Genomic DNA, 14,461 nt, shown 5'->3' with positions numbered 1-14,461 from the left:
ATCGTTATTATAGATTTGATTAAACGTCAAACCTATAATTTTACAGAGTTAGTAACAAATAGTGTAGTGTGTGATTCCGGAATTGAATACCTAAAGTATATTGGTTTATATTGAAAAAGCTTTCAGATATCTTTTACTTCACTGAAAAAATATCATCGTCAAAAAAATCTTTTAATTTAATATTGATCATGTCACAAAATTTCTTAATTGAGTACACAGTAACTCCTCTTTTATTTTTTGTGCTTTCCCATCTATTAATGACCTGCCGATCTATATCATATTTCTTAGCAAAATCCGATTGTGATAAACCAGTTTGCAGCCTTAGAAACTCAATCCTTTCAGATATTTTTCTCTGTAGTACAGTATCTTCTTTTGTTAGTTCAGCCATACTGCAATTTTCATAATATTTCATAATATTCTGTAAACCACTTGGATTACAAAATATAATTTATATCTTTGGTTATCATTTGATCTTTATTTGGAAATAATAGATATCATTTATTAGATTTGCGTTTCTTCATATAGAAAATATTTGAAGCATTCGCTTAGAATTTCGTCTTAGAAAACTGGTAATTTTAAAAGGAACGAAATAATAAGTAAGATGCTCACGTCCCATGGCGTGGGCTCACTTATTGTTCCCGGGTATACCAGTACCTCTAAGGCAGTAAGCTGAGTTCCATGCCATTTTTTAAGGCTACACCTCCAGCTAATTCTTAGCCAATCTTCTTCATTTTTAAAGACTCGCAATAATTTGTCAACTATTTAACTCTTAAATCAGCATGCCTATGATATAAAAAAAAGAATACTATTTACATGTTGCCTGTACTGATTCTTTATTTTGAATTAGTTATTCAGTACAGGCTTCACAAAAAGCATAAAAAAGGCCTTCTTACCGTCTCGACAACTCCACGAAGGGCATACAGCTAGCAAAAACATTCAATTTAACTTACCTCAACCAGTATTATGAATAAAAAATCCTTAAACAATGTCCTAAGAAGCGTTCTTGAAAATCAATTCATACTTATAACATTACGTTACCACAACACATGGGATATACATGGTGTTGTGTAATATACAAAAATTGATATTATGAAATACTATAAACTAATACAAGCTGCTCTAATAGTAGCATTTATAACACTAATATACCTATGGATTTATGGTTGCAGCAGTTTGTCTTAGACCGATTTATGGTGTAATAAAAAGCCTTAACTGATTTATTGAGCATTTGAACCAATTTTTAAGTTTTCAATAAACGATGCACATTCTAAATCGCACTACTAACCTTAAAAATTAGTTTGCCTATGATAAAACAATAAAAGTGCTATTGCGTAATAGCAATTTAGTGTCGCTTATTTACTGGAAATAAAAAAAATAGTCCCTTATGTGCTAAGGGTTATAAAAGAAAGCACAAAAAAAAAGGCCCTCTTACCGTCTCGACAACTGAATAGAGGACCTAAAGCTAACAAAAACATTCATTTAAATTAACTTAACCAATATTATGAAAAATATTTCATTTTACAAAGGGAGGCTTGTCATTCCTTTACTTTTAGCAATGTGGTTCTATAACTTTGCCGCACATGCCGCTACGATAAGCTCTTCGACTGTGCTCAGGGCGACAAAAAAGGATATATACCAACTACAAATTACGGGAACTGTCAAAGATAATCGGGGGCAAATACCTGGAGTAACGGTCACCGTAAAAGGAACAAAAACTTCTGTTATTACTGATTTTGACGGTAAATACATGATCAGCGCTTTAAGCACTGATATATTAGTTTTTTCTTTTATCGGATACAAGACAATTGAAATTCCAATCAATAGTAAATCGGTACTAAATGTGCTGCTACAGGAAGATTCCACCAGCTTGCAGGAGGTAAAAGTGAACGCTGGCTATTATAGTGTGAAAGAAAGTGAGCGAACAGGAAGTATTGCTCGAATAACTTCAAACGACATTGAAAAGCAACCGGTTCCTAATATTCTTGCAACCATGCAAGGTAGAATGGCAGGTGTTAATATTGTTCAAGAAAGTGGGATTGCAGGTGGTGGATTTAGTATCAACATACGAGGACTAAACAGTCTGCGGGAAGGGGCGAATGCGCCGCTTTATGTTATTGACGGAGTTCCCTATTCATCAGATCCGATAAGTGATCGTCAAACTTCTACATCTATTCCAGGAGACGGAAACCCGTTAGCGAGCATTAATCCTGGCGATATAGAAAGTCTTGAAATTTTAAAAGATGCTGATGCTACAGCAATTTACGGTTCTCGCGGTGCCAACGGCGTAGTTCTAGTTACTACTAAAAAAGGCAAAGCAGGCAAGACCACTTTTACAATAAATACTAATCACAGTAGTGGATCGGTCAGCAGAGTAATGCCTCTCATGAACACTGAACAGTATTTATCTATGCGGCGCAGTGCTTTTGCTAATGATGGTATAGTTGCCTTGCTGCCAAATGCCTTTGATGTTAACGGCACTTGGGATACTAGCCGTTATACAGATTGGCAAAAGAAATTAATAGGAGGTACATCTGAAGTTATGGGATTGCAGGCTTCGGTCAGTGGCGGTTCTGAACAAACAAAATACCTACTCAGCGGAAATTATTATACGGAAAGTAGCGTGTTCCCCGGAGATTTTTTATATCGTAGAGGAGGTGCTCGACTTAGTTTTGATCATGTGTCTGAGGATAAAAAGTTTCGTGTCACTTTTTCGGGAAGTTTTACTGCGCAAAACAATAACCTTCCATGGATTGACTTTGTTACTTTGTCGCGACAACTTGCACCTAATGCTCCTGCACTTTATGATGCTGATAATCAGCTAAACTGGGAGAACGGTACATGGGAAAACCCACTGGCCAATTTAGAAAGCAAGAATATTACTCAAACAACCGATCTTATTGCAAATAGCTTACTTTCTTATAGTGTAGCAAAAAACTTGGAATTCAAAACAAGTCTTGGCTTTACCGATTTAAATAATGTAGATAATCGTTCCATCCCCGCTACTATTTACAATCCTGCATTTAATTTAGGTAGTGAGTATTCCTCGATATTTAGCAATACCGTGAGCAGACGTTCGTGGATCGTTGAGCCGCAATTGAACTGGCGTAAGGAGTATGGACAATCAAAAATAGATGTATTGTTAGGTGCTACTTTTCAAAACCAAGATAGCGAGAAGTTACTTACTGTTGCTAGTGGATTTACTAGCAATAACCTACTTTCTGACTTGGCATCAGCATCGGTGACACAAATTTTGAATAATGATGCTATACTTTATAAATATCAAGCTTTTTTTGGGCGTGCTAATTACACCTTTGCTGAAAAGTATATTTTAAATCTTACCGCTAGGAGGGATGGGTCGAGTCGTTTTGGACCTGCAAAGCAGTTTGCCACTTTTGGAGCTATCGGCGGTGCGTGGTTGTTTCATAAAGAACCATTAGTCGCTGAAAATATTTCATGGCTAAGTTTTGGAAAACTACGATCCAGCTATGGGACTACTGGAAATGATCAAATAGGAGATTACCAGTTTTTAAATACTTATAGTTCCTCGGGCTTTCAATACGGAGGTATTAATGGTTTGCAACCTGCTAGACTTTATAATGCTGATTTTGGATGGGAAACTAACAAAAAATTTGAAGCTGCACTAGAACTGGGATTTTTTAACGATCGTATTTTTTTGACAACCGCTTGGTATCAGAATCGTTCTTCCAACCAGCTGGTTGGTTTACCTTTAGCAGGAACCACGGGCTTTAGTAGCATCCAAGCTAATTTAGATGCGACTGTTGAAAATACTGGATTTGAAGCTACGTTGCGCCTAGTGACAATTAAAACTAATAATTTTTCGTGGACGACTAATTTTAATATAACTAGCGCGACTAATAGATTGGTTTCTTTTCCTGATTTAGAATCTTCTGCGTATAGAAGCGATTATGTAATAGGACAACCTACGACAATACGAAAACTATTTCATTTTACTGGAGTCGATCCACAAACTGGACTGTACCAATTTAAAGATGTAAATGGTGATGGCGTTATATCTTTCGAAAATGATCGCGAAACGGTTAAGGATTTCAACCCTGAATTCTATGGCGGCTTGCAGAATATGTTTGTTTACAAAGGCTTACAACTGGATTTTTTATTTCAGTTTGTTAAACAGCAAAATTTCAATTTTGCTAATACGCAACGTTTTGCTGGACTACTCAGTAACCAGCCAGAAGCTTATGTCAATAGCTGGCAACAAACTGGAGACGTGGCCCCGCATCAAAGGTTTACCACTGGTATTAATCAACAAGTAATGCAGGCCAGTGAGTTCTTTGGTTTGAGCGACGGTGCTGTCAGCGATGCTTCTTTTATTCGTCTTAAAAATATATCTCTCTCGTACGATATTCCAAGAACACTTTTACCACAAGTGGGATGTCGTTTGTCACTGCAAGCTCAAAATCTGCTCACTATCACTTCTTTTAAAGGAGCAGATCCTGAGTTTACTCAGGGCGGGACTTTACCTCCTTTACGTGTTATTTCAGCGGGAGTCCAATTAACATTTTAATCTTTAAAATCTCAATCAATGAAAAATTTAATACGAATCCAGAAATATTATTTCAAGCTAATAGCCTTGTTTTGTTTTGCTTTTATTGTAGGCTGCGATGATTTTGTTGTAGTTGATCAACCTAATTCACAGTTAACTACCGATGCAATTTTTGAAAATGCTACTACAGCCAATGCAGCTATGGTTGATGTTTATGCGCAACTTAGAGAAAACGGATTGCTAACAGGAAAATCTTATGGGATTTCTTCTCTGCTAGGTACTTACTCTGATGAATTGGTCTCTTACGAAAACGGTGCATTTACGACAGCCGATTTTTATAATAATTCGATACTCGCTTCTGATCCTTTTATTTCAATACTTTGGAACAGCTCCTATAATCAGATTTATGCTTCTAATGCTGTTTTTGAAGGAGTAGGCAAGTCAACTTCATTAGCATCAAATGTTAAAAATCAGTTGCAGGGTGAAGCTCTTTTTGTACGAGCGCTGATTCACTTTTATCTTGTATCTGTTTTTGGAGATGTACCTTACTTATCCACTACTGATTACGTTTTTAACAGCACGACACCAAGGACGGCTTCTCAAGTCGTTTATCAAAATATCATTTCTGATTTAGAAACTTCCATCAAGTTATTGCCAGAAGGTTATACTAAATCTGACAGAACTCGTCCTAATAAGGCAGTAGCTCAAGCATTGCTTGCACGGGTATTTTTAAACAATGGTAATTTTGCAGAAGCTTCCAACACGGCATCGGCTTTATTGAATGACAATGTAAATTATATTTGGGAGAATAACCTTGATGCAATATTTCTAAAAGAAAGCACCACCACAATATGGCAGCTAGCTTCTGGAGCTGCGGGTGCTAATACAGAAGCCGGTAGCACTTTTATCTTCTTTTCTGGTCCCCCCGAGTTGGTGGCCTTGTCCGATAATTTTGTGTCGCAGTTTGAGACTAATGATTTAAGAAAGAGTAGCTGGATAAAGGAGGTCACGGAGGGTAATGGTATTTGGTATCATCCCTATAAATACAAGCAAGATATAGCCACAGGCTCCTCAATGGAATACTCCGTTATTTTCAGATTAGCAGAGCAATACCTGATTAGGGCAGAAGCACGTGCTAGGCAGGGAGAAATCACCGGTGCTGCAGCAGATTTAAACAAAATAAGAAACACTGCTGGTCTTGCAAATACAGCCGCAAATACTCAATCCGCATTACTTGAAGCCGTATTGCAAGAACGAAAGTTTGAATTATTTACAGAGTACGGACATCGTTTTTTTGATCTAAAGCGTTTTGGCAAACTGGATGCTGTGCTGGGTGCGAAAGCGGGGTGGAGTGCCAATGACCAATTATGGCCTTTGCCACAATCGGAATTGCTTGTTAATCCATCTCTAAAACCACAAAATCCAGGATACTGATATGATAAATTATAACAACATTTATCTGATGTTAAGCTGTAAAAAAGAAAATACGATACTTTTTGGTAAAGTTTACCAATGGGTTAATTTTTTAATTTTGTTGTTAGTTGCTTGCCCGAATTACGGGCAGGTACTACCAAAAAAAGCAGTTACAGAAACTGATTATCATTTGTGGGGAACGCTTTATACTGACAAAATATCTGATAAAGGGAATTGGGTAAGCTATGCGATGCGCTATGATGAAAACCCTGATACGCTTTTTGTGAAGCGAAGTGACGGAAAGAAGATGTATACTTTTGCTAAATCCAATGCGGGAGCATTTAGCGGGGAACGTCAATTTGTCTGCCGTGATAATGATGGACGACTATCTCTTCTTGATTTGGAAAAGGGAAAAATCAGTATAATTGAAGAAGTGGAATCGTATTCCTTTTCGGGAAATGGACACTATTTGATTACTGTGGAAGGAAAAGCGAACCAGCGCGTATTACAGCTTAGGAATACTAGAGGAGAACTGCTGCAAAGCATAGCAGGGATTGATCAATTCCGTATGACTAGTACCAAAGATGCTCTGGTCTGTACCATTGAAAATGGTGGCGTTTACCAAGTACTGATGGTGACCTTTGGGTCAACTATTGGGAAATCAGTAGTAGCTGAAAGTGGTAGCGGAAAATTTTTGCAACTGATATGGAATGCTGATGGTCAATCTGTTGCTTTTCTTAGAGAAAATAAAGATAGTATCAGTGCAATTAATCGTCCGGCTGTTTTCTGTTTTTCTGTAAAGAATACTACATTATTTCAAATGGAGCCCAATAAAATTCCAGAGGGTTTTTATGTGGAAAGCGGATTCGCGAGTGGTTTGACCCTTTCTCCCGATGGTAAAAGGGTGTTTTTTACTATTAGAAAGGAGGTTGCCATAGCAGAAAAATTTGATGGGGCACAGGTGTGGAATGGCAATGATGCGGTAGTTTATCCTGAAAGGCAGACTGTGGGGGATATCGAATTTAATACCAGAATCGCTGCATGGTGGCCGGAGCAAGATCGTTTTATGCAAATTACCGATCAAAGTAAACCCTTTGGTTTTCTGAATGCTAGTGAAGATTTTGCTATTACTTATAATAAAAACGATTTAGGACCGCAATACAAAATGGAGCGGAATGTAAACTTCTTTGTTACTGATCTAGAAACGGGACAGAAAAATTTACTTTTAGAAAACCAGTCTACAGAACTAGAAACATCAAGTTTGTCACCTGGCGGAAAATATTTTGCTTATTTTAAAGATAACGACTGGTGGGTTTATAATTTTTTGACTGGTGCCCATTCTAATGTTACAGGGCGGCACGGGCTTCAATTAGCGGACTGGGAAGATAAGATTTGGCAAATTAACTACCGGATTGTAGGCTGGGGTATTCATGACGAATGTATTTTAATTTATGATCAGTTTGATATTTGGCAAATAGATTTTAAAGGAAATAAAGCTGTTCGACTTACTAGGGGGAAGGAGTCGGGAATTACATTCCGGATAGTTCCGCCAGTTGATAGCGAATTTTATGCACCCTATTTTACTGGGCATATTGATGCAGCGATCAATACTAAAAATAAAATAATGTTAAGTGCGAAAAGAAATAATGAAAGTGGCTATTATATTCTTGATCCAAATGGGAGTACAAAACCAATTGTTTTTGGTGATTTTCTTACTACAAAAATACTAAAAGCAAGCAAAGCGAATGTGTATGTTTTTGAATCACAGAAATATAATAGTCCGCCAGAATTAAGCATAAGCATGGGCAAGGAAGGGACGAATACAAAACTCTTTCAGAGTAATTTACAGCATTATAAATATGCGTGGGCAAAGCAGGAAAAGATCTATTATCGGGATTCAAAAAACACACTTTTAACTGGGATTTTGTATTATCCTGCAGTTTATAATCCAGAAAAGAAATATCCAATGATTGTACACATATACCAAACGCAATCCTATTTACTTCATTATTACATCAATCCATCGCTCCATAATATGGCAGGATTTAATACCTCTAACCTCACTGCTCAAGGTTATTTTGTGCTACTTCCTGATATTGAATATGAGTTGGGAAATCCAGGGGTATCAGCTTCAGATTGTGTCATTGCTGCCACCAAAGCAGTTGTAAGTAAAGGCGTAGTCGACAGTTCTAAAATTGGATTAATTGGACACTCTTTTGGAGGATATGAAACTAATTTTATACTAGGGCAAACCAATTTATTTGCAAGTGCTATATCAGGGGCTTCCGTTTTTGACCTTGCTGGATGGTATCTTTCTATCGGTTGGATTTTTGGACGACCAGAGATGTGGCGATTTGAGACCCAGCAGTGGCGTATGGGGAAATCGTTGTTTGAGGATAGGAAAGGCTACGAACGTAATTCGCCGCTTACTTATGTCGATAAAATTGAAACGCCTGTGCTTATTTGGACTGGAGAAGAAGACAGACAGATTCATTATTATCAAAGTATTGCTTTTTATCTTTCGATGCAACGATTAAAAAAAAGCACCATCTTGCTAGTGTATCCCGGAGATGGTCATGCCTTGGTGAAAAAGGAGAATCAACAGGACTTTGCTCATCGAATTGAAGATTGGTTTGGCTATTATTTAAAAGGAGAATCCCCAAAAAAATGGATTACTGAAGGAGTACAATAAGAAATGCAGGTCATAAGAAATTATGACCTGCATTAATTTTACCTCAAAAGATTATTTAAGGTTTGTGGGTCAATAGGGCAGTACAATCAGATGTTGACGAAGGTTTCGCGTACATTTGATCAGTACCGTCAACACAGAGAATCGATCCTACGTTGTTACAGATTTTTTGTGGCTGACAATTGAACGGCGCCGTACGTTTAAATCCCTGTACTGCTGCATTTGCAGATTCACTACTTGAATGATTGGTGCTTACTGCACCTGCCGATGCCAGCACAAAGGCTACAGCGGGGAACATCATTTTAATTGCTAAAGATTTCATACTATTAAAATTTAAAAATTAACTAATGTGATCTACTCTTTTTTACAGGTTTTCGATCTTACCCCTGATACTGGCCAGTATTTATTTCCTTCTCTATTTAAATTGCTCTTTTAATGCCTTACTTAATTTGTACGACACAATATTTGATCCCAGTATTACAAACAAATGGGTATCGGTTACTATAAAATCATCAACTTTTTCACCGTCAATTTTGTAGATGTAAAAGCTCATGAGATAGGATTTAGTTAGAATGTCGTATACATCAATAACATTGGCATTTTTCCACATTTTTAATTCATCATATCTTGCTGGTAGCGTTGAATTTACGAATAGCAGATTATTATGCATTGCACTAACTCTGTTTATCAACAATGGAGGTGCAGAAAACACCCTTTGCTTTTTCGCTTTTATATATTTCATTTTAATTTTGGCTTTAGAAGTGGTGTCAATTGTGTTTCCGCGATGCACTAGGTTGAGGTAGTGATCTGTAACCGTATATTGATTACGATAATAGTAGAGGTAAACAAATTTTCTTTGCTTGTGGCTGTATTGCATTGTTCCATCGGTATCGAATAATCCATCGATTTGTTTGACAAGAAGTTTAGGATCTGAATTTTTAATTTGGTCCTTGTTGAGGTTTACAGTCGCTAAAAGATTTTCTCTAGAATTGCTGAGCGTTCGAATTATGAGCGTTGTGGAATCAATAACAACCGCTTTTGTGAAACCGGGGATTTTTCTGGATTGTAAAACCGCTTTTCCATCACTTAAATTTCCTTTAAAAATACAAGGCACTGTACCATCGAATAAATAAAAGTAGGGTGGAAGTACCCGTAACTGTACATTATGGAATTTAAATAACGTGTCCATAATCTTAATGTTCTGAGTCGTGATCTCTTGAAGTGTTGTGTCCATTTTAGTTATTAGCGCTGGTGCCGATGTATTTCCAAGAAAGATTTCACCGTTATTTTCGCCAGCAAAGTAATAGGAATTGAATTTCAGGTTTTCTACAGTAATTCGTTTAGCAGGAAAGGGAGGAAACCTTCTCACAAAGTTATTGCGATGTTGCACCATGTCTTCAGAAATAAGAAACAGCCCAGCCATTAAAACTATACTTAGCAGCGATATTGCTACAAGACGTATGCTGATATAAAATCGCGGTTTATTCTGCCAATCATTGGAAAGATACAAAGCTGCTATCGCGAGCATTGCGAATGCAATATTAAAGAAAAGATGTTCTGTCCAGTTCATATTTTCAAGTATACCCCCGCAGGAGCAGGGCACAAAAGAACTGTAATTAAGTATTATGTAGATATAAAGTGTAAATTGAAACATAAGTCCAAATGCTAAATACAAGGCAATTGTTCTAGTCTTGGGAATTGATAATAATACGGCTATTGAGAACTCTACAATAAGTACGGCGTAAGAAATAAATGTAGCAAAAGCAGTTAGTAAAGGAGATTGCGCAAGTTGCACTTGAAAATTTTGAAAATCAAGTACTTTACTTACTGCTGAATAAACGAAAAGCAATATGAACAAATAGCTGATAATTATTGTGAATTTATTTCTGAAAGTTGCAGTTAATTTCATCGCACTATTTTTTAGTACTGTAAAATTGTAAATATTAAAAGTTTAGCAAATAGTAATTCGGGAATATTAGTATGCAAAAATGGTAACTGCTATCACTTAATTTTCTAGTTTATCTCAAAGACCTGTGTCGCGTTTAACAGCCGATGGTGGATATGAATATCTTTTTTTAAAAGATTTATAGAAATTAATATAATCTGTAAAACCACTCATGAAAGCAATTTCTTTTAATGGAATCGCTGTCTGCTGAATTAAAAGATGTGCTTTTTTTAATCTTTCTTCCGTGTAAAAATGGTAAATGCTAGTTTTAAAGAAGTGACGAAAACCGTCTTTTAATGCGAACTCATTTGTTCCAAACATTTTCGATAAAATTTTTACATTTGGTAATGGCTCTTCTAAATTATTTAGAATATAATCGTAGAGATTTTGTATCATAATCGCTTCTGAGTTTCGAGAGGCGATTGTATTTTTCGTTTTTTTAATTTGATTTAGTGTATCAATGTCTCGGATAATCGTGGTGATTGTGCTTATCAAAATTTTATTCGAATAAAGAAGTCTTGAAATGCTGCAATAAGAGGGAATAATTTTTTTTTGAGCAGTTATGAATAATATTTGCATAGTGGCATAATAGCTTTTTTCACTCTTTATTTGAATTTTAATTGTGTCCCAAAAAGGCTGGAATTGTATCGCTAAAAGTACGTGAAAATCCATTTTATAAATCTGTTCTGGTTCGTAGCCAAAAGCAAGAGGTAAATCAGAACTGAAACTTATAATAATAAAATCTTCGTCAAGTATAAAGGTGGTTTGAACAAGATTCTGGTAGCTATAATGCGGATTTACAAAACCTAAATTTAAGATTATTAGATGCATCCGTTCCGCTACGTCATTAATAATTTTAATGAGCTTATCTAGCTCATCTTCTTTGTCGCCTTGCGGCATACGCAACGTGTGATTACCAGTTGTCATTTCGAAAAGTAGCTGGTAAATTTGTTTTATCCGGTGCTGATCAGGAGGGTTATCCATGCTTTTATTTTGATATAGTAGCTAGTGATAGTGGGTAAATGCACCAGCAAAACTATATTAAATAAATTTTTCACACTAAAAGTATAGTGTTCAATTCGGGAATTGAATAGTGGGATTTAAGTTCGAGTAGGTTCTTATTTTAGTTGAGGGAAGATAATTAAAGGAGTGTTTTAATTTTTAGCAGATGTATTGATTTGTTTCAGTTTTGTGTTAGTTAGAGATATGTTTTTCATTTCGGGAATATGTATTTTCGCTGTTGAGAAATAAAGATGCTGCGTGGTATTTTTCTATGTTTTATTTGATAATGTGGGAAACCGTAAAGAATTGAAATTATACTGGAATAATTTTACTTCAAAGAAATGTATGAATATCACTATAAGTAGGTATTGTAAGAATGATTTGAAAAGCTTTTATTTACGAACTAGGGTAAATAGCTTTGAAACTTTAAAAAAGTATTAGTTGTTGATGTTATATATTAGGTGGTAGTAATTCTATCACGAATTAGGTTAAATATCAAGATATGGAAATAATTAAAATTGATTGGGAAAATTGCTTTGGCATAGGTAAGTTAAATCACGAATTTGACTTCACTGCCCATAAATCAAATACATTTATGGTTTATGCGCCAAATGGCACAATGAAAACTTCATTTGCGAAAACGTTTGATTTGGTTTCAAAAAATGTACCTGGTAATATGCCTTGTGATAAAGTTCACATCAAAAAAATACCGAAATATGAAATTTATTCTGATGGTATCGCAATTAAACCTGAAAGTATTTTGGTTATTAATGCTGAAGACAATGGTTTCGATGCCTCTCATCGAATTAGTAATTTTTTAGCAAGTATTGATTTGAAAAAAAAGTACGAAAAAATATATTTTGAACTTGAAGAGCGTAGAAGAGAATTTATTAAAAAACTAAAAGCTGTTTCTCAAAGTACAGATTGTGAAACGGAACTTATTGAAAGCTTTGTAGATCAATCGAAAAATACATTTTTTGAAGTTCTGTTAGACACGTCAAAAAGTCTAAAAGTGTCATTTGAAAAATATAACTTTCGATACAATGATATTTTTGATAAGAAAGATAATGTAAAAAAATTTTTAGATAAAAATCAAAAACTTCTTGATCAATATGTTTCTGACTACAAAGATCTGTTATTTAAATCAAATTTTTTTAAGCAATCAAATAACCCTTTTGGTACAGCACAAGCAAATGAAATTTTAAAATCAACCGAAGACAATGCTTTTTTTGAAGCAGGACATAAATTTGTTTTAGAGGACGGAACTGAAATTACAGATTCCGCTACCTTAAAACAACTTGTCCAAGAAGAAATGAGCAAAATCTTAAGTGATCATAAGCTTATTCAAGCTTTCGAAAAATTTGATAAAGCAATTGGTTCAAATATAGAACTCAGAACATTTAAAAAAGTCATAGAAAAAGACAATTCAATTTTAGTAGAATTAAGCGACTATAAAGGTTTTCAAAAGAAGATTTGGGTAAATTATTTATCAGAAATAAAATCTGACACTGAAGTTTTAGCGAGACACTATGAAGTACAAAAAACTGAAATTGAGAAAATTATAATTGAGGCCAAAAAGGAAATTGATCTTTGGAAAAAAATTATTCAGACTTTCAATTCTAGATTTTATGTTCCTTTTGAGGTCATTCTGGTAAATCAAGAAGATATTCTTTTAAAGGAAGACACTGCTAATTTAGAATTCGACTACATCGATAAAAACGAAAATCCAGTACGTCAAAACAGCGAAAATCTTTTAAAAATTCTTAGCAAAGGAGAGCAAAGAGCATATTTTATTCTCGAATTTCTATTCGAAATTGAATCAAGAAAAAATAGTACGGACAAACACCTGATAATTTTTGATGATGTTGCGGATTCGTTTGACTATAAAAATAAATTTGCTATTATTGAATACATCCGTGACTTACATTTGTCAAACGATTTTCGAATAGTTATTCTTACTCATAATTTTGACTTCTATCGCACAATTGCTTCTAGAATTGCCCTACCACATAATGTTGTTTATATGGCTACTAAAAGCGATGAAAAAGAAATAAAGCTTCATCTCGGACAGTATCGGAATGACCTTTTTGCGCATTTAATCTCTAACTACAAAAAGCCTAGATTCTTTATTAGTTTAATTGCGTTTGTCAGAAATATAATTGAGTATACAGATTCGATCGAATGTGAAGATTACAAATTATTGACTAGCTCAATGCATAAAAAGAGAGGTTCCGAAAGCTTAACCGTTCAGAATACTTTTGATATATTTCAATCTAGACTAATAAAGCTTGAGGGAAAGACAATAGACTTTGGAAGTGAAAATCTATTTGAATTCATATTTAAAACGGCTGATGCAATAAGTAATGATCCTAATTTAAATGAAATTAACATTGAAAATAAAATAACACTTGCAATAGCTATTAGGCTAAAAGCTGAAATTTATCTTATCTGCAAACTCCCAGAAGTCGATTTGAACTTGATTTCAAACAATCAGACAAATGCATTATATCAAGAATATAAGATTAAATTTTCCACAAGTCCAGCTGTTTCAATTCTTGATAAAGTTAATTTGATGACCCCAGAGAATATTCATATAAACGCATTTATGTTTGAACCATTGATCGATATGTCAGTAAACCACTTGAAAGATTTATATGAGAAAACGTGTAATCTAAATTAAGAGTTGCCTGCAACAGCTAGAGTTTCCTTGTGTGCGTAGCACGAACAATTAAAACTCATCATGGATGTAACTGGGAGAAATGGATGTTTTACTGATAAAGGTGAAGTCTTTTACGTCAAGACATTTTTTTATGACAAATCAATCATATTTACTCGGAATTAAGTTTTAATGACGTTTTATTGGTTTTTAGAAAAATTAGCAGTGAGCGAC

8 protein-coding genes are annotated in these 14,461 nt (G+C 35.0%); 4 read left to right on the top strand and 4 right to left on the bottom strand.

Annotated features, from left to right (window positions below; translation table 11 throughout):
• Positions 1 to 133 precede the first annotated feature (133 nt).
• Positions 134 to 388, bottom strand: a complete 255-nt coding sequence (locus tag BUB42_RS11600) for a helix-turn-helix transcriptional regulator (protein ID WP_073020683.1) — start codon at positions 386 to 388, stop codon at positions 134 to 136.
• A 1,113-nt stretch (positions 389 to 1,501) separates the two neighbouring features.
• Between BUB42_RS11600 and BUB42_RS11595 the strand changes: the two genes are divergently transcribed.
• The 3 genes from BUB42_RS11595 to BUB42_RS11585 are packed head-to-tail and all read left to right on the top strand — an operon-like array spanning position 1,502 to position 8,627.
• A complete protein-coding gene (locus tag BUB42_RS11595) occupies positions 1,502 to 4,543 on the top strand; it encodes a SusC/RagA family TonB-linked outer membrane protein (protein ID WP_073020516.1) in 3,042 nt (1,013 codons plus the stop codon).
• Between the two features lie 18 nt (positions 4,544 to 4,561).
• The gene (locus tag BUB42_RS11590) at positions 4,562 to 5,956 is read left to right on the top strand and encodes a RagB/SusD family nutrient uptake outer membrane protein (RefSeq protein WP_073020514.1); all 1,395 of its coding nucleotides are present in this window, start codon (positions 4,562 to 4,564) and stop codon (positions 5,954 to 5,956) included.
• Between the two features lie 28 nt (positions 5,957 to 5,984).
• Positions 5,985 to 8,627 carry an alpha/beta hydrolase family protein gene (locus BUB42_RS11585; protein WP_073020512.1) on the top strand — a complete coding sequence of 881 codons (2,643 nt, stop codon included), beginning with the start codon at positions 5,985 to 5,987 and terminating at the stop codon, positions 8,625 to 8,627.
• A gap of 55 nt (positions 8,628 to 8,682) precedes the next feature.
• Here BUB42_RS11585 and BUB42_RS11580 read toward each other — a convergent pair whose 3' ends face one another.
• From BUB42_RS11580 to BUB42_RS11570, 3 genes are all read right to left on the bottom strand, one after another.
• Positions 8,683 to 8,946, bottom strand: coding sequence for a DUF6520 family protein (locus BUB42_RS11580; protein ID WP_073020510.1), 264 nt, complete (start codon positions 8,944 to 8,946; stop codon positions 8,683 to 8,685).
• 93 nt (positions 8,947 to 9,039) lie between these two features.
• A complete protein-coding gene (locus BUB42_RS11575) occupies positions 9,040 to 10,533 on the bottom strand; it encodes a MauE/DoxX family redox-associated membrane protein (RefSeq protein ID WP_073020508.1) in 1,494 nt (497 codons plus the stop codon).
• A 114-nt stretch (positions 10,534 to 10,647) separates the two neighbouring features.
• On the bottom strand, positions 10,648 to 11,553 hold the full coding sequence (locus BUB42_RS11570; protein ID WP_073020506.1) for a helix-turn-helix domain-containing protein: 906 nt from the start codon (positions 11,551 to 11,553) through the stop codon (positions 10,648 to 10,650).
• A 520-nt stretch (positions 11,554 to 12,073) separates the two neighbouring features.
• Between BUB42_RS11570 and BUB42_RS11565 the strand changes: the two genes are divergently transcribed.
• Positions 12,074 to 14,251, top strand: coding sequence for an ATP-binding protein (locus BUB42_RS11565; protein WP_073020494.1), 2,178 nt, complete (start codon positions 12,074 to 12,076; stop codon positions 14,249 to 14,251).
• The last annotated feature ends 210 nt before the right edge of the window (positions 14,252 to 14,461 follow it).

This window comes from Flavobacterium micromati (genome assembly GCF_900129585.1).
In the GTDB taxonomy this organism is placed as follows: domain Bacteria; phylum Bacteroidota; class Bacteroidia; order Flavobacteriales; family Flavobacteriaceae; genus Flavobacterium; species Flavobacterium micromati.
This window is presented reverse-complemented; position numbering and strand designations above follow the sequence as displayed.